Source organism: Francisella sp. AG1 (assembly GCF_057683165.1).
Genome location: NZ_CM173135.1, coordinates 1,689,284 through 1,705,914 on the forward strand (window position 1 = coordinate 1,689,284; position 16,631 = coordinate 1,705,914).

Sequence of the window (16,631 nt, forward strand, 5' to 3'; positions counted from 1 at the left end):
TTTTCCTTAAAATAATCGATATTTAATACACGCTAATAATGCAATGTTTTTAGGTCGTGTCTCAACTCCACCTGTAAAACTTGTGTTTTTACTTCCGTCTCCCATAGAAGCTCCACCCGGGTATTTAATGTTTGAAGCTGCTGGACCATTGATCCAACCTACTGCTCGAGAATACCCATGATAATGCTGCTTGAGCATATCAGCTTGATAACTACCTACGGATCTATCATTATCGAGACCTCTACCATCATCAATAAAGCGTGGAAATACACCCCGCATATCTAATAATCTAAAGTATAAAGTATCGTCAGATTCTTCGAGGCTGGGTTGATTTTGTAGTGCTTGCCACAAATCTTGATATGTTTCTTTTGACCACCACGAGCCATTTAACTTAAGATAGTTATTTGGTGCAACTGTCGAATAAAACATACCAATATGCCCAATCGGCTCAAGTGAACTCATAACTTGATCTAATCTTGAGCTAAGCGCAGCAATTTGAGTATCAATTTGAGTCTTTAGATAATAAATATCATCATGATTATGATCTTGATCTGATTTTTGATTCAAGAGATTATTTACTTCAATTTTTTGGTAATAAAGATCATTATGATTATGATCTTCAAATGTCTGAGTATCGACAAATGATTCAATAGGTGCTGCTAATTCAACATAACTAGTATTAGAAAAAGTTAGAAAAAACTCTAATTCAATCTCTAAAGATGTATCATTTACTAATTCAATGCTTGGAATCAATCCATATGCAAAAACATCACCATCATCGTCATATAAATAAGCCTTTGAAATTATTCCTGTAATATTTTCAAGAGGTGGAATTGTTGCTAAAATCTTGATAGTATTATCGTTTTCTTCATCTGCTGTGATATCAGTTATTAGATTTCGATATATCTCATTACCATAAGTTTCTTGATCAGAAACTGGTGAATCTGTGACAGCAAACTCTCTAATTGCTACATTTTGCCCAGTTTGTTGAGCTTCTGTGAGCTTATTCATCGCTGTGATTGTTAAGCTTAATTGACTAGACATTTTGTACCTCTATAATTAAATCTTTCAATTCTTGAATAAATGCTGCAACATTAGATTTGATTTTATACTTAAGTCTGATTCGACATGCCATACCCACATAAGTATTAGATTTAGATCCTATCGAAACTAAATAATTAATAATCGTTTGCACATTTTTATTTTTTGCGACGATTTGTTTGAGAAACTCTAAATCAAAGTTATCATCTGTCGCAGTAATATTGATACGAGCCGTATGCGCAGTCTTACTATTTTCATACCATTCCGTAACACTAATTAGATAATTATTTAATTCTAGTGCTTGTTTTAGCGCTCCTAAAGTGCCTTTTTTACGATGAATTTCAATTGATTTTTGGATATATTGTCTTTTTGCTGACTCATTCAACTCATTATAAATTGAAAAATCAACATTAAAAAACCAAGCTAAATATACTAGAAATTCTGCTGGGCATTCATTAACATCATATATTTGCTTAATTAGAAGCTCTTTCTCATCTAGTATACTTGTAAAACTTGCAACAATATTTTTTTCTAAATTAGTGGCATTTGGTGGTAATAAACTAGTCATCATCCACCTCGCTGATATCAATATTTGTGCAAAATGGCACTTGAATATTAGATGTTTTTATATTTGTAGCTGGTATATTTAGCTCTTCAACAACTGCAACACCTTCAATATTCAAGCTCGCATATATCTCAGAAATTGCAATCTCAGCAGCTATACGCTTTTTATTATCAACAAGAGCTTTAACATTATCAAGCATCGTATCTAAGATCATTTGTTTATCGACATTTTTCTCTAATCTGACTACAGCATCTATACTATAATTAACAGCTTCGATACTTGAGACAACTACTTGTACACCTAAAGGTTTTCGATCTTGATGATTAAGATAAGCTGAGATTATCGACAATAATTCAGCTGTTGCAACCCCATTTTCTTGCTCGTTTGATTGGATCGCCACAAATGCTTTTGCAGGTTGACTATCATCATCAAATGCAATCACATCAACAACTCTACTATCAGCTTCAAGAGCTAATGACTCATATGCTCCAGCTGCTCCAGCACTTGAGACTTTACTAGGTGCTTTGATAACTCTAGTTCTATATCTATCGTCACCTTCGTCAGCTTGGCGCTCTTCTGCTAATAATGCCCCTAGATTATCAAGATCAGTCTCTTCTGCTGTTGCAATCAAGATCGCTTTAATCTGATCGTTTCGCTGTTGATCTTTAATTGTCAAAGCATACGCACACGCCTCGAATATTTTAATTACAGGATCACTTTCAAGGTATGCATCCCAACTAGGCTCTAGCCCTTTGAATTTTTTGATTAATTTCATCAAATTATCTTCATAACTGATTTTTGATATTGAATTTGGCAATGGCAATTTTGATAAATCAAAGCTCATATAGTCGTCTCTCCTAAACTCACAGTTTCACCTTTATATTTAAACTCAACATTGATGACTAGCTTACCGTTTTGATCAGCTTTGACTGTCAATTTACCGCCAACTAAAGAAACGCGAGGCTCCCATTTATCAATAGCTTCAGCAACTGCTTTATATATATTAGCTATAGTAGTTGTATTAATAGGATTATCACGATACTTATAGATATCACTGCCATAATCACGTAGCTTTACTCTTGAGCCAATAGGGGTTGTCAAAATATCTGTAATTGATTGCTTAACATGATCGAGATCTGTAATTAAACGTCCATTATTATTTGATATACCTATCATCAATACACAAAAAAATACTAATCTTAATTAAATTTTATAGATTTTGTTGATTTGTATCTGGGCAAGTTTTATATTTTAAATAAGTTTGCAATATGTATAAACAATGTATATACTTAAATTTATAACTTAAGGAGACTAATATGGAAATTTCAATCAAAAAATGGGGTAATTCTTTAGGTATAAGAATACCACAAACTATTTTAAATAGTCTTAAAATTAAAGAAAGTCAAAAACTTGATATTCACATCGAAAATGGCAGTATAGTAATTAAACCTATCAGTGAAGAATTAGAGCAACTACTTGCTCAAATTAATGATAAAAACTTACACAATGAAGTTGAGTTTGGGAGTTCTCAAGGGGATGAGATATGGTAGCTAAATATATTCCAGATATTGGTGATATAATTTGGATTAATTGTGACCCTAGTACAGGTAATGAACATAAAGGTCATCGCCCTGCAATCATTTTAAGCCCAAAACAATACAACAAATTAACTAATCTATGTATCTGTTGCCCAATGACAACAAAAATAAAAGGCTACCCATTTGAAGTAGCTATTGATAATAAAAGTGCTGTATTAGCAGATCAAATTAAGAGCTTAGATTGGGTTGCTAGAAAAGCAAAATTTAAAGGAAAATTATCATCAGAACAATTACAAGAAATCAAAAACAAACTTCACACATTATTACAAATCTAATATCTTTTTAATCAAAATATTATAAGTTTGTTGTTGCTGCTTTGTTGGTATCAAACGCCCAAATATAACTCCCACAGCTAAACAAGATATGACCAAACCAACAATAATTACTATCAAATACTCAATCCCAAAATTATTCACTATAGAATTATTAGAATTATGCTTAGTGGTAGAGTTAGTTTGTGTTGTATTTTGAGAATTATCTGATAAATTTCCCAACACGGCTTGCGTCTTGCCTTGTCCTGATTCGATAGTATTATTAGTATCTGTATTTGCTTGTTTAACATTTGAATCATAAAAACTCGATGATTTATCATCACCATTATTTAAAGCTATTTTTGCCTTTAAATCTCGTCCTGCCCCATTGCCATTATTAGTTGATGTACTTGAGTGATTTTGTTTATCGCCAATATTTGGTATCACACTTTTCAAACTATCACAACCACAAAGAACTATACAAGATAATATTATTATTATTAATTTTCTCATTTTTTTTGTACCTCTTTTTTCTTAATGTATTTTTGATAAATCATATCTAAATCAACATTGCGAATTCTCAAAGCTGCTAAAGCATAAATATAAGTATCTAAAGCTTCATTTCTTTTATCAGGTGCGACATTATGCCATTCATATTTAGGAAATCCTTTGACATACTTGACGATTCTTTTCTCTGCTGTTAGCTGTCCAAAATATATATCATCACATAAGCCTTTTTTGAAGTGGATAATCCCCGATCCAGCTTGCTCATCTCGATTTAATCTGTTATAAATCACACTTTTAGCTTCATCAACTCCCAAAATAAATAAATATAATTTGCGTTTTGCTTTTTCTAATTTCAAAGTGGGTTTAGTATAAAAAGGCACTCCAGACCCACCACGACCTTTGATAGCAAAGGGCTTGCCAATTGGACGAGATCTTACATACTCATATGCTTTTGATGTCATATTGTTTGTGCCACCTGTATCTAAGCAAGCAGATTCTATATTTAGGCTACGACCATTTTTATGCTTAAATTTTTTGTTATCAAGATACTCGCTTAGCTGTTGCCACACCTCGTCTTGATCCGTATCACCATAAAAAATCTTATAATCTAAAATCCAAGATTCATCACCAACACCAAAACCAACTGCTTGGAGCTCGATGCGATCTAACTGCACATCAATACCCGCTGTAATAAAAAAACAATTTTCAGCTAATAACTGCCATTTTTCAACACGTGATAAAAGTATGTTTGGATCAGTCGTCTCGCCTGTTTCTTCCCAAGTTTCAGCTAGTGAAATATTGACAAAACTCTTTAAATCATTAGTTTGTTTTTTTTCTAAAAATGATCTGACAATATCTTCAAATTTTCGAAATGGCGAGTAGATCTCGTTGAGATGAAAACTCGCATGACCATCAAATGGCATCGATGCAATCCATTTGCCTTTTTTTAACATTTTAAGTTTTTGGCTATCAGTAATAGCAGCACCACAGTTTTCACAAAAATATTGTGCTGTCTCAGGTTTATGCTTATCTTTGTCTTTTTGCCAGTGGATATTGCTCCACTTTAAATCTTGGAAATGTTGACAATGTGGGCAAGGCACATGATATTTGCGTCTATCACCAGCATCAAAACTCATCTCAATAAAAGAATTACCCTTGATTGTTGGCGTACTTGTTAATATAAGCTTTCTTTTTTTACCAAAAGTGGCAGCACGTTGCCAAAGTAAATTGACAGGGTGACCCTCATGGCTACGCTCATAGCCATCAACTTCATCACAATAGATTTTCGGAGCTGATCTGCCGCGCATTGTATTAGGTGAACCTGACCAAGCAAACATCAAAAAACCACCGTTATAAGATTTCATTTTTTGATTATTAACACCTTCACGCCCTCGAGGTTTGGCAAGTGTATCTCTGATACTTGTACTATAATCCAGCATCGGATTAAATTTAGTTTCTAGCCAAGTTTTTAAATCAGATTCACTCGGTTGCATCATGATTTGTGATTCTGCTTGATGCTCAATATAATAACCAATCGCATTATTTAAAAGTGCAGTTTTGCCTAATTGCGCACCCCACATCAGCGTAATTTTATTTATATTATTATCTTCAATCGCATTCAATATTCCTTCTTGATAACTTAATGTTTGCCATTTACCAGCCATTGCTGAAGTTCCACTAGGCAAAAATACATGTTTAGCTGACCAATCAGATAATGATAATTTTATAATTGGTTTAAAATATCTATCTAGTGATTGTTGTGTAAACTCTATAAATTTATCAAGTTTCATTATCACCCTCAGTCATATTAGCGATCGTCTCAAGTGATCCCTCACAGATCTCATACATTGCAGCTTTTATTTCAGCAGTTATTTTCTCATTTAAAATATTAATATTAGACTCATTTAAAATCTCGGTCTCGATTCGATCTGGAACATTAAGCAAACGACTGCGTATCAGTGTAAATAGATTACTCATAACACTCTCTACATCTTCAACATTTATTACTTTTTTTTCTGCAAGTTCTGCTTTGGTTTTTTGCTCATCTGCCTGATATTTAATTAAACGATATTTTTCTTGTTTGGTCTTAATCTCTAACTCTTTTGCATCATCTGTTACTGTTGTTTTATTATCAGATTGTTGCTCTATAGCTCTATTTTTTCGCCATTGATACACATCAGCAGTATTAAGTTTCCAAGCCACTCCTTTTGAGCCTTTCGAAATTACAGGGCAGTTTTTACGAACCCAAATATCAATAGTCGTAGTTTCTACACCAAAAATATCAGCGAGTTCTTGTTTATTAACATTGATCCCTTTTTTAGATTTCATTATTAATAGTATTTAACCCCTTAATTTCAAAATCCCTCGCACACTATGAATCTGGCGCGTATTGTACCCTCGCCGCTGTAAAGGCTGAGGGAGTACCTTTTTTATAAATATAACTAATATATTGATTTGAATCTGGGCAAGTTTTGCTTTTGATAAGGAGTAAGATAAATACCATCATATGCTAATTGTTTTTTTATTACTTATTTTTATTTGTTATAACTTGCTCATATGCTTTAGAAAAATCCTTTGATAAATTAGCTTCATCAACTTTAAAACCATTATTGATGTTGTTATCTATATTATATTTATTTATAAAATAACCAGTAGGATAATTTGTAGATGAGAAAAAAGCATTAAACAATTTTTTTAGTATATTCATTTATTCTGATAACCAAAAAATTCAGTATCTGATCGAATAACAGTTATTATCTCATCTTTAGACAAACCACTTGACAGCAGTACATATAGAATTTTTTTTGTGATTTTTCGATGAGTGTTCATTAAATATTTAGTTGTATTGATTCGTTGCCCTCCAAGATCAAAAATAAGCTTATTAGCTATATCATCATCACCAATAAAACTATAAAAACGATTAATTTTATACTTTTGACGTTGATAAGGTATTGTTAATCTGTTTCTAGTTTGAATTAAACATTTTGATGATATTTCATCTGCCCAGTCTTTACCAACAGTTGTACGTAATAATCTATAACCAACAGTATACATAATTAAAACACCTTCTATACTTAAAAATTAAAACGGGGCAACATTATCCTTAAAATTATTAATCTCATCTATTGTCGGTGTATTCTGATTAACTTTATTATCTTTATTTGTGCCTACAAATTGAAAATTAGAAGTTATAATTTCTGTTGTATATTGAGTATTACCAGCTTTATCTTGCCACTTATTTGTACTAATCCTACCTTCAATAAATAGTTGTGTACCTTTATTAGCATACCTTTGAATTGCATCTGCTGCTTTACCAAACACAACAACTCTATGCCATTCTGTAGTGATATTTTCACCCATACCATCATTAGTGGCAATACTTAAAGTTGCTATAGTTGTACCGTTTTGAGTTGTTTTAATATTTGGATCATTACCTAATCTACCCAACAAAAAAACTTTATTTATTGTTCCTTTAGCCATATCAACATCCTCTATTTTTTTTAGCTGCTAAACCAATTAGCTCATGCATATAAGCTTTTTTAATTCGCATAACCATATCATTATTGAAATATATTGAAGTATTGCTATTTCGTTTGAATGTATATGGAATTACACATGCTTTACTAATTAAGCGTTTGACATCAATTTCACTTATTTTCATTTCTTGTGCTAATTCTTCAATTAATTTCATCACATCTCCTTTTTTATATTAAAATTTCAAGAAACATATAGGTTTGATCTTTTATACTGTCAAAGCCTGTCATAGCCCAGCAATTACAATTATTAGTATTTTTTAAGCTGTTATTTTTTACTTTCAAACTATTGCTTATCATGTCAAATCAATCCTTTTTAAGTTGTATAACTAATTGTCTAACTGTACTTTTAACTCATCTAAATAATCTGCCCAAATTTGTAAAATCTCACGTCGTTCGTCGATATACTCATAGGTGTTATATATCGCTTGAATTTTATTTCTCTTACGATGATCTAAAATAAGCTCTATAGCTTCACTCTGCCATTTATATTGTCTTTGTAAATAATAAATAGCTGTCGAAATTGAATGTCTAAAACCGTGCATTGTTTGTCTTGGTAAGCTAGTCCCATCAAAGCCAAAGTCTTTTTGAATAATATTACGTAACTTATTAGCGGATATAAGTTTGCTATTTTTATTACTTAATATATAAGAACTTTCTTTCTTAGCTGCGTATAGTTCTATAATTAATTGATATGCTTGATTCGATAGTGGTTGCTTAAAGTCTTCTTTCATCTTCATCAAACTTGCTGGAATTATAAGTAAGCGCTCAGAAATATTAAAATATTGCCATTTCAAACTAACTAAAACATTCGGTCTAAATGCTAACAAAGTCGCTAATTTCAAAGCAACTTTATATATATTTTTGCCTATATATTTATCCATTTTTGTTAGTAATAAAATAAATTCTTGTTTCTGTACAACAGGATTAATAAATGCATAACTACTACCTGATTTAGATGATAATATATGTGAAAAATCATTAAGCATAATATTCTGCTTACAAAGTCCTAAAGCCACAGCATATTTAAAAATGCCTGAAAGAATTGCTTTGAGTTTTCGTTGCTTTGCTTTTGTTTTGATATGATTTTGTAAAAATGAACCTATAGAAAGTATTTCAATATCATTGATATCTATATTTTTAAAAAATGGGATGATGTCGTTATCAAGATACATTCTATAACCTATAGCTGTGGATTTTCTAATGCTTTTTTTGCTGTACCATTCTTGAATAATATTATGAAATAATTTGCGCTTATCGAGCTTAGTTTTTTGTTTGAGGTCTTTAGGATTTTGACCTTGTGATCTAAGTGAATTATAGTGCTGAGTTATTTCTCGAGCTTTTTTAAGACTTATTTTGGGATAACTACCTAAACCAAGACTATAAGACTTATTATTAAAATTATAACGATAAAGCCAACTTTTTGTATTAGCTGCTTTGATAACTATATATAAGTTAGATATATCTTTTATCATCTCAATATTATTTGAGTTTTTGCTATGTTTGAGGTTATTTATTTGGGTTGTTGTTAACTTCATCTACACCCCTTTTTTTCTCTAAAAATTGCTCAATTTCTGCTTTGATCCAGTATCGATCACGTCCAATTTTAATATTTTTTGGAAAATTTTCATTTTTTTGCCAACGCCGAATTGATGAATCTTTAAATCCCATTTTGACAAGATCATTTATTTTGAGATATTCTTGCATTCTTGAGCCTTTTCTTTCCTAACCTTTTTTAAAAATTTATTCGCAAAAAACAATGTTCTAAAACTCTTTAGCTCACCTTCTTTAATACTAAAAACACAGTATTTATTTTTTTTCATCGAGATATAATAATTCATACATTTTCCTTAATAAGATTATTTAAAATACTTCTAAGCAACTTGTAAGCTTCTTGTTTGCATCGATGCAAATTTATTAATAAAATAAACCTGTCCTTTACCTGTGATTTTTGGGGTTTTACTAACAGAAATATGCCCATCAGAATGAGTAACTGTTGTCTCTTTAATTCTGAACAAACCTAGATCCATTGACTTCTGCGTTGGGGTATTAAAATCAGCTCCAATACGTCTAATCAAATAGTTATTCTCTCTTAACCAACTAAAAAGCCGATTAGCTCCAATATCAAAGCCATTTTGTTTGATAATCTTTGCAAGCTCACCGACAAGAATAGTTGAGTTTGAAGATGATACCGAATCTGCGAATAGCACCTTAGGTTTTTGCTGTTCAATAGTCTGCTTAGCTTGCTCTAATTTCTGCTCTGAATCTAAAGCTATTTGGAGTATTTGTTTTCTTGTTAAAGTTTGTGGAATATTTTGTTTAAATTGCTTCTCGCATTGAATGAAATATTTTCTGATTTGCTTACCTTTTTCAGATCTTTGTAGCATTGAAATTTCTTTAGCCATATCTAAGCTAATAATATGTTCAATAAATGTAGATTCATTACCTTGAGCTGTGACTCTTTTTTGAGTAATAGCTATAAAGTCTTCATTTGCAGAAAAACCATATTCACACATACGATTAAACCAATCATTATATTTCGTTCTAACACTTAAAAAACTATGCAAATCCCTAGCATTTACGCTATTTATTTCTTCATCACCAATTTGATTTTTTGATATTGCTATATTCACTTTTAACCCCTTAAATTAAACAAAACATCCAAAATAAAAATACTAGTAACTAATAAACTCCTTAACTTTGATAAATACCATATTGAACAAGCTGCTTTCTTCTAATCTCACCGTACTTTGTTAACCAAACAAGTTTCAAAAACCTCATGTACATTTTTTTACAAATCTCTTCTTTTAACCAAATGCTTAAACTGTTTAAATTTTGCTTTTTTTACTTTCCCTTCTGACGATACGTTTTTAAGTTTGCCTATTTCAAACCAGTTGTGGATTGTTACTGGATGCATATCTATCATTTCGGCTATCATTGCAGCTGGATATGCTATTTCATCACATACATCAATATAAATCTTTTCTCTCCGAATATTCTCCATAACAACAGATACAATCTTATTGATCGAATCACCAGCCTTACTTGCTATCATTTCCTCTAAAGTTATTTCACTCATAAAAACTCCTAAGCTATCTGCTGTTTAATTTTATTAAGGTAATCAAGTCCAATTTCTTTAAGCTTCTTAGGTGGCTTATAAGCAATTCTATTTTTAGACTTTTCAATCTCCCTATGTATCTGTAGGTTGTGTTGTATCGATTTGATCTTTGAACGAATCTCCTGCATTTTTGGTTCAGATTTACATTCATCGACTAGCTCTGTAACTGCCCTGTGTACTATCTCAAAATCATCTTTAGCAAACTTAGTCTCGTATAGAGCTATTAACGCATTCATATCGTTTGGTTTTAGTTTGCTATACCAAAGTGGGTAACAAAGCTTTAATGTCTTCAATATTATCGTCACTTCCTGTCTATCCATGATCTACTCCTAGCTTATTATTTGATTGATCTAACTTGTTTTTTGTTTCTTTTTGGTAAACTTCCTCTAAATAATCCCAACCTGAATTATTTGGCTGACTATTCCACTTTTTGGCATTTGCTAACCAAGTAGTCCAGCGCTGTTTAAAAATAAATTGCTTTTGTTTCTCAGCTGGGAATTTTTTATCTGTAGAGTTATGAGTTGTCCAATAAGCTATAAACTCATCAAAAATATTTAACTGATCTTGGGTTGGTTGGATTTCATTTTTTGCTTGTTGTTTCCAATCAGAAATTCTTGCAGCAATAGTGTTTTCTTTTTTATATATTTTTTCTTTATATATATTTGTGTTTATAGTGTTACTTTGTATGTACCCTTTTTCGGTACTACTAGAAGTACCCTTTTTCGGCAGTACTGTACTACCCTTTTTAGGGATATCCCCTTTTTCGGTACTACCGTTTATAGGGGGTACTAAATCATAATTAATTGAGTATAAATTTCCCCATCTGTTATTTACTTTTTTAACTACTAGTCCATAAGATTCTAATTCAGAGATAGCTGAGTAAATTGTATTATCTTTTTTGATACCTGAGATTTCTTTAAGCTGTTTTGTTGATATGTTGTCACTTGTTTTATTCCAACCTGTCGTTTTTCTAGCGATGATCAAATAACACTTAACTGCATTACCTGATATTTCTCTTAATACATCATCAACAAAAGAATTTGACGTTTGAAAACTATTTGGAATAAATTTATTGTTCATTTCACACCTCCGTTTAATTTAAACAAAGGGCTAAAACATATAGATACAGCTATAGCTGTAATAGATGTTTTCACTACCCAGCAATACAATGACTTTAAAAAAGAAATAGATGGCTGGGCAGTTAAGAACATCATACAATTAAGATGCGGATAGCTTTTACTATTACTAGCTATTTTATGGCTATCCCTACCCAACCAAAACTTGAAAAACACTTGGTTGAATCTGCTATTTATTGCATAACTACAAATTGTATAAGGGTTCTTAAGCCCACGATTATTATATCGATGATCTAATTGATTTTGCAAGTTATTTTTCATACTGTCCTCCAGTTTGTAAACAAGAGGATGGAAGATATTTAGATACAGCTATAGATATAACTGTAGCAAATGTCTTCACCGCCAAACGCCAGTTAATTATTGAAATATACTTGGTGTTCGGGCGGTTGGAAACATTTAAAACCAAAATGTCGGTAGCTTTCCCTATCGCTAGGTCTTGTATGGCTACACGCCACCCGATCATTAATTGATGAAATTTATTGATCGAATAATTATAACTTACATTTATCGTATGTCTACGGGTCTTAGGGTTTCCACACCCATGATTAATATAACAATAATTTTCCTTATTGTGAAGTAGAAATATTATAAACATATTTATATATCTCTTATTCTTCTAATTCTTTCTAACTTTCTAAAAGAAATATAAGGAATATCAGATGAAGGTCTTAGTTCACCATCACTAATATAATAAAACATTCTTTGGCAATCAGCAGGAATTCCATTTTTTTCCCACTGAGATATTGCTGAAGCAGTTTTACCAACAATTTTTGCAATTTTACTGACATTCCCAAAATAATTTAAAACTTCTTCTCTCGTCATATTACTAAGATAGTTGGATATTTATTGATTAAATAATAAGAAAGCAAAATATAAATATCCACATAAAAACACCAAAATAAATATTTTACTAAGAACTTTACATATTTAATTTAGCTAGCTAAACTTATTAAATAGTTTATGGTTTAAATTAGTTAATATTATGGGAATAACTAAACTTACAAAAAACTTAATTCTAGAAAGAATGAATGATCTAGGCATAAAACAAGTTAATATAGCTAAAATGCTTGGTGCTTCAACAAGCTCTGTTAGTAATTGGGTTAATGGCATATATGATCCAAGCAGCAGCGAATTACCAAAATTATTACAAATACTTAAGCTATCTATTATCAATGGTGAAATTGTAAAAAACAATAATGGAATTGAAGTTCCTATAATTAATATCTCTAAATTAACCACATCAGCAATTAAAAGCAAATCTTCTACTTATCTAACCAAAGAAGAAAATATAGAGTATATTATTAAGGTTGATACGCATAATTTTTTGTTTCCGTATGGATCTAGCTTATATATAAAAAAATTCAATGGTGTCAATGATTTTAAAAATAATATGCTAGTAATTATAGAGAATGATAACAAAGAATTAAAAATAGAGAAGTTAAGTTTTTTCAATAATACTTATTATTTATCTTGCAAAGAGAAACTTAAAAGTGTTACTTTAATAAATATTAAACACAAAATTAGCTTAGTAAAATTTGATGATTTTTAAAACTATTTTTTCAAACACTATTGAATTTCTTAAACAATTATTTGAGGTTATATCAGACTTCTCACTAGAGAGGAAACATATTATTTCTAATCAAATGAATGGATTTTATATTCTATCCTTAATGTATACACTTTTTCTAGCATTAAGTATGCTTACTTCTTATAGGTTCTTTAATTTCTTTAATTTAGCTACTAGCGCTACTGCAATTTTTTTTATAGGTCTTTGTTTTGTTATAACTAATATTGTCACAGAAAATTATCACTATGTATATGCTCGACGTATGACTTTTTTTGCGCTTTTTTCAATTGGTTTAGGTTTTGCTATTTTACAGTTAACAAATATGCTACCAGCACCTCAAGGTAAAGAAATATATGAATCTTCATATAATATTGTCATGAAAAGTGAATTTACTCATGTTTTCTTTTATAATTGTATTGCAGCTTTATTAGGTCTAAATATTGCCTCATATATGCTGGGTAGATTTAAGAAACAAAAATTAAACTTAATTATTAGAATCTTGTTAGCTGATGTAATAGGTGAGTTCGTCTTTACTTTTTCAGTTATCTTCTTAATCATGCTCCCAATTGGGATATCTATATCAACAATTCTAACAATGACTATTATAAGCTTTTTATCAAAATTAGCATTCAGTTTAATTTGCTCAACAGTAATTATACCTATCTCATATAAAATTATACCTATTATTGATGGAGGTATATATGAACCGGAATTTTTGAAATCTTAAAAATTAAGGAGAATGATATGCACAAGACTATAAAAAAACTTAAGCATTTATTACTTGAAGCCTCTCGGTTATCATTACACATATATCAAGAATATAATAGAAAAGAATATTCTCTTGTTATTTCTGGAAAGTTTAATGATTATGTTATAGTCAAAAAAGATTGGGTTATAAAAAATAAGGAAAAGTTTAAAAAACGATATCATAATATAATTGATCAATTAGCAAAAAACCTACATCCTATTTATGAGCCTAAGATAACAATGATCGACTTTGATAAACAAAAAATAACTTGTTTAAATTATAAATCTGAAAGGGTTGATTTTAGTTTAAACAACTACAATATCAATAAACTAGGATTAAACTCAAAAATTGTTTAAAAAAAAGTATGCATTTACTATAAAAAAGAATTTCTTATTAGACTTTAATGAACTATTATCTCGCCTTCAGGAATATACACTAAAGTATGAAAATCCTTTATTATATGATTTTAGAAAAAAAGACGTTATTTAATGGTTCTGTCGCAAACTGACAATCAGTCAATTTTGTAGTATTATTTTACCACAAATATAATCATGTTTTTCTATGTTAGATTTCACAGGTAGACACTTTACAAAACTTCTAATCCTTCAAGCTCTTCGTGGTATTTATCATATCCGCTTAGCTATAGACATGTAGAAGAGTTAATGAAAGAGCGTGGAGTTAGTGTAGATCATAGTACTCTCAATCGTTGGGTTATAAAATATGCTAAAGAGCTAGAAGCTACCTTTAGCAGAAAGTTTAGGAAATATGGTGGTTATGTAAGTTGGAAGATGGATGAAACTTACGTAAAGCATAAAGGTAAATGGGTTTATCTCTACAGGGCAATAGATAAGCATGGAGATACATTAGAGTTTATGGTTTCTCCTAAAAGAGATGAAAAAGCGGCTCGTAAATTCTTCAAGCAAACCATTGGCAAACATGGTTTGCCGGAGAAAGTCAATGTAGATAAATCCGGTGCTAATGAGGCTGCTTTGCTAAGTATTAATATCTTTCTATTTTTGCTTGGGATATGGTTAACTCATGGTATAGAGATTAGACAAAATAAGTATCTCAATAATTTGATAGAGCAGGATCATAGAAATATCAAGAGATTAACTCGACCCATGTTAGGCTTTAAAGCATGGGATTCTATGGAATCTACTATAGCCGGTTACGAGTTGATTAACATGATCAAAAAAGGTCAGCACATCAATGCTGGTAAGATGACTGTATGGGATCAATTTTATGCAATAGCTGCATAACTGTATCTAGTGGTTGCTGATTTTGGAAATATTGTACCCATTTGTTGAGTTTGCGACAGAACCTTTTGTTCACCTCTATAGCAAATTAATGGGCTATAGTGGCCCTGCTCTTTTTTTCCGTAAATAAAGGGCTGTAGAGTTTTTTGATTTAAATATCTGTTTAATCTGGTCCCAGATGATTGCTTAGATGTATCAGCATCATCTACAATCTTTAGAGCATTTTGCATTCCTCTTCCTGATAGTACTCTGGTTCCATCTTCCAGGACATAACAAGAAATTTCTAAACCTGCTAGGTCCAATTCTCCTTCATACTTGATTTTGTTTTTTTTAGCCATTAATGAGTCCCTTATAAGTTGTTCTTATATCTGTATTTACTAGTAGTAAATTAAATCTACAGGCTTCTTTAATATTTCTAGTGTTATATCTAAAGACAAATTCATCAACATATCTTTGCAAATGTTTTTTAGAAGTAAAATGGTATATACCTAAAATACCTCTTTTCAGAAGTGACCAAAACCCTTCTATAGTGTTTGTATGAACTCTACCATTTACATATTCACCTTGATTATGATTTACTACTGAATGATCATATATTTTTGATACACCTTTGTATCCTAACCATTCGTCAGTATACAAACTTGCAGTATGTTTAACATTTCTAATAATTTCACTTGTAAGAGTGTCAGACTTAACATTTTCTACAACATTGGCATTTAATTTACCTTGTCTTTCAATCATTCCTACAATAGGAGTTTTATCTTTTGCGCTCCTACCTTGTGAATTTGGAACTTTTTTATTTGAGTGTCTGTTCTTGTTTTTACCACCAATATAAGTTTCGTCAACTTCTACCGTATTCTCTAAATTATTATTATTTTCTATAACAAAACAAGATCTTATTCTTTGAAGCATAAACCATGCGGTTTTTGTGTCACATGAATATCTCTTGATAGTTGAAGTGAAGATATACCTTTTTTATGAGAAGTTACCAGCCAAATAGCTATGAACCATTTTTGAAGCTTTACTTTTGTGTTATCAAATAAAGTAGCAGTTTTGACATTGAAATATTTTGAAGTATTTTTACATCTATATCTATTTCTAGAACAGCTATACACTTTAGAAGTAGAATCAAATGGACTAGATATAATACCGTCCCATCTTAGTTCTTCTAAGTGCTTTATACAAGATTCTTCATCAGGGAAAGCATTTATTAAATCTAATATTGATTTGAAATCTTGATTAATCATTTGAAACTCCAATTTATTTATAAGAGTATCATGGTATTTAATTACACCAATATCAAGTAGGTTA

General features: G+C 30.7%; 25 protein-coding genes and 2 pseudogenes. 6 read left to right on the top strand and 21 right to left on the bottom strand.

All coding sequences use genetic code 11. The annotated features are described in order from the left end of the window. Positions 1-6: 6 nt before the first annotated feature. Genes ACR0PV_RS08735 through ACR0PV_RS08750 form a run of 4 tightly spaced genes read right to left on the bottom strand, consistent with a single transcriptional unit; the run spans position 7 to position 2,782 of the window. The gene (locus ACR0PV_RS08735) at positions 7-1,044 is read right to left on the bottom strand and encodes a phage tail-collar fiber domain-containing protein (protein ID WP_488172720.1); all 1,038 of its coding nucleotides are present in this window, start codon (positions 1,042-1,044) and stop codon (positions 7-9) included. After that, a complete protein-coding gene (locus tag ACR0PV_RS08740; RefSeq protein WP_488172208.1) occupies positions 1,037-1,612 on the bottom strand; it encodes a phage tail protein I in 576 nt (191 codons plus the stop codon). Before ACR0PV_RS08740 ends, ACR0PV_RS08735 begins: the two co-directional genes overlap by 8 nt. Beyond that, positions 1,602-2,450 carry a baseplate assembly protein gene (locus ACR0PV_RS08745; protein ID WP_488172721.1) on the bottom strand — a complete coding sequence of 283 codons (849 nt, stop codon included), beginning with the start codon at positions 2,448-2,450 and terminating at the stop codon, positions 1,602-1,604. Before ACR0PV_RS08745 ends, ACR0PV_RS08740 begins: the two co-directional genes overlap by 11 nt. Beyond that, entirely contained in the window at positions 2,447-2,782 is a 336-nt protein-coding gene (locus ACR0PV_RS08750; protein WP_488172722.1) for a GPW/gp25 family protein, read from the bottom strand. Before ACR0PV_RS08750 ends, ACR0PV_RS08745 begins: the two co-directional genes overlap by 4 nt. 140 nt (positions 2,783-2,922) lie before the next feature. On the opposite strand from ACR0PV_RS08750, the gene ACR0PV_RS08755 reads away from it, so the two are divergent. Both ACR0PV_RS08755 and mazF read left to right on the top strand, forming a co-directional pair. Next, positions 2,923-3,156 carry an AbrB/MazE/SpoVT family DNA-binding domain-containing protein gene (locus ACR0PV_RS08755; RefSeq protein ID WP_488172205.1) on the top strand — a complete coding sequence of 78 codons (234 nt, stop codon included), beginning with the start codon at positions 2,923-2,925 and terminating at the stop codon, positions 3,154-3,156. Continuing rightward, complete coding sequence (gene mazF / locus ACR0PV_RS08760; protein ID WP_488172723.1) at positions 3,150-3,479, top strand: endoribonuclease MazF; 330 nt, start codon at positions 3,150-3,152, stop codon at positions 3,477-3,479. The genes ACR0PV_RS08755 and mazF overlap by 7 nt, the downstream gene beginning before the upstream one ends. Here mazF and ACR0PV_RS08765 read toward each other — a convergent pair. The 15 genes from ACR0PV_RS08765 to ACR0PV_RS08835 all read right to left on the bottom strand — a co-directional run bounded on the left by ACR0PV_RS08765 (position 3,468) and on the right by ACR0PV_RS08835 (position 12,571). After that, positions 3,468-3,968, bottom strand: coding sequence for a hypothetical protein (locus tag ACR0PV_RS08765; RefSeq protein WP_488172724.1), 501 nt, complete (start codon positions 3,966-3,968; stop codon positions 3,468-3,470). The genes mazF and ACR0PV_RS08765 overlap by 12 nt on opposite strands. Next, entirely contained in the window at positions 3,965-5,752 is a 1,788-nt protein-coding gene (locus ACR0PV_RS08770) for a phage terminase large subunit family protein (protein WP_488172725.1), read from the bottom strand. Before ACR0PV_RS08770 ends, ACR0PV_RS08765 begins: the two co-directional genes overlap by 4 nt. After that, a complete protein-coding gene (locus ACR0PV_RS08775; RefSeq protein ID WP_488172726.1) occupies positions 5,742-6,290 on the bottom strand; it encodes a DUF1441 family protein in 549 nt (182 codons plus the stop codon). The genes ACR0PV_RS08770 and ACR0PV_RS08775 overlap by 11 nt, the downstream gene beginning before the upstream one ends. Positions 6,291-6,486: 196 nt before the next feature. Next, positions 6,487-6,669, bottom strand: coding sequence for a hypothetical protein (locus tag ACR0PV_RS08780; RefSeq protein ID WP_488172727.1), 183 nt, complete (start codon positions 6,667-6,669; stop codon positions 6,487-6,489). Next, on the bottom strand, positions 6,666-7,016 hold the full coding sequence (locus ACR0PV_RS08785) for a hypothetical protein (RefSeq protein WP_488172728.1): 351 nt from the start codon (positions 7,014-7,016) through the stop codon (positions 6,666-6,668). The genes ACR0PV_RS08780 and ACR0PV_RS08785 overlap by 4 nt, the downstream gene beginning before the upstream one ends. Before the next feature lie 27 nt (positions 7,017-7,043). Next, a complete protein-coding gene (locus ACR0PV_RS08790) occupies positions 7,044-7,442 on the bottom strand; it encodes a single-stranded DNA-binding protein (RefSeq protein WP_488172729.1) in 399 nt (132 codons plus the stop codon). A 1-nt stretch (position 7,443) separates the two neighbouring features. After that, positions 7,444-7,653: a hypothetical protein gene (locus tag ACR0PV_RS08795; RefSeq protein ID WP_488172730.1), complete on the bottom strand. Its 210-nt coding sequence runs from the start codon at positions 7,651-7,653 to the stop codon at positions 7,444-7,446. A 171-nt stretch (positions 7,654-7,824) separates the two neighbouring features. Beyond that, positions 7,825-9,033: a tyrosine-type recombinase/integrase gene (locus ACR0PV_RS08800; RefSeq protein ID WP_488172731.1), complete on the bottom strand. Its 1,209-nt coding sequence runs from the start codon at positions 9,031-9,033 to the stop codon at positions 7,825-7,827. Beyond that, positions 9,005-9,202, bottom strand: coding sequence for a helix-turn-helix transcriptional regulator (locus ACR0PV_RS08805; RefSeq protein ID WP_488172198.1), 198 nt, complete (start codon positions 9,200-9,202; stop codon positions 9,005-9,007). The genes ACR0PV_RS08800 and ACR0PV_RS08805 overlap by 29 nt, the downstream gene beginning before the upstream one ends. Further along, a complete protein-coding gene (locus tag ACR0PV_RS08810; protein ID WP_488172197.1) occupies positions 9,181-9,336 on the bottom strand; it encodes a hypothetical protein in 156 nt (51 codons plus the stop codon). The genes ACR0PV_RS08805 and ACR0PV_RS08810 overlap by 22 nt, the downstream gene beginning before the upstream one ends. 33 nt (positions 9,337-9,369) lie before the next feature. After that, entirely contained in the window at positions 9,370-10,128 is a 759-nt protein-coding gene (locus tag ACR0PV_RS08815; protein WP_488172196.1) for a phage antirepressor KilAC domain-containing protein, read from the bottom strand. Between the two features lie 158 nt (positions 10,129-10,286). Then, positions 10,287-10,574, bottom strand: coding sequence for a terminase gpP N-terminus-related DNA-binding protein (locus ACR0PV_RS08820; RefSeq protein WP_488172732.1), 288 nt, complete (start codon positions 10,572-10,574; stop codon positions 10,287-10,289). 8 nt (positions 10,575-10,582) lie between these two features. After that, the gene (locus ACR0PV_RS08825; protein ID WP_488172733.1) at positions 10,583-10,849 is read right to left on the bottom strand and encodes a hypothetical protein; all 267 of its coding nucleotides are present in this window, start codon (positions 10,847-10,849) and stop codon (positions 10,583-10,585) included. Between the two features lie 76 nt (positions 10,850-10,925). Beyond that, positions 10,926-11,693: a replication protein gene (locus ACR0PV_RS08830; RefSeq protein ID WP_488172734.1), complete on the bottom strand. Its 768-nt coding sequence runs from the start codon at positions 11,691-11,693 to the stop codon at positions 10,926-10,928. A gap of 653 nt (positions 11,694-12,346) precedes the next feature. Next, a complete protein-coding gene (locus ACR0PV_RS08835) occupies positions 12,347-12,571 on the bottom strand; it encodes a Cro/CI family transcriptional regulator (protein ID WP_488172735.1) in 225 nt (74 codons plus the stop codon). Between the two features lie 160 nt (positions 12,572-12,731). Between ACR0PV_RS08835 and ACR0PV_RS08840 the strand changes: the two genes are divergently transcribed. From ACR0PV_RS08840 to ACR0PV_RS08855, 4 genes and pseudogenes are all read left to right on the top strand, one after another. Beyond that, positions 12,732-13,298: a helix-turn-helix domain-containing protein gene (locus tag ACR0PV_RS08840; protein ID WP_488172192.1), complete on the top strand. Its 567-nt coding sequence runs from the start codon at positions 12,732-12,734 to the stop codon at positions 13,296-13,298. Continuing rightward, positions 13,288-14,043: a VUT family protein gene (locus ACR0PV_RS08845; RefSeq protein WP_488172736.1), complete on the top strand. Its 756-nt coding sequence runs from the start codon at positions 13,288-13,290 to the stop codon at positions 14,041-14,043. The genes ACR0PV_RS08840 and ACR0PV_RS08845 overlap by 11 nt, the downstream gene beginning before the upstream one ends. Before the next feature lie 17 nt (positions 14,044-14,060). Continuing rightward, complete coding sequence (locus tag ACR0PV_RS08850) at positions 14,061-14,420, top strand: hypothetical protein (RefSeq protein ID WP_488172737.1); 360 nt, start codon at positions 14,061-14,063, stop codon at positions 14,418-14,420. A 205-nt stretch (positions 14,421-14,625) separates the two neighbouring features. After that, positions 14,626-15,323 (top strand): annotated as a pseudogene (locus ACR0PV_RS08855) (IS6 family transposase). Here ACR0PV_RS08855 and ACR0PV_RS08860 read toward each other — a convergent pair. After that, entirely contained in the window at positions 15,305-15,550 is a 246-nt protein-coding gene (locus ACR0PV_RS08860) for a hypothetical protein (RefSeq protein WP_488172738.1), read from the bottom strand. The pseudogene ACR0PV_RS08855 and the gene ACR0PV_RS08860 sit on opposite strands and share 19 nt — an antisense overlap. Positions 15,551-15,650: 100 nt before the next feature. After that, positions 15,651-16,567 (bottom strand): annotated as a pseudogene (locus ACR0PV_RS08865) (IS1595 family transposase). Between the last annotated feature and the right edge of the window lie 64 nt (positions 16,568-16,631).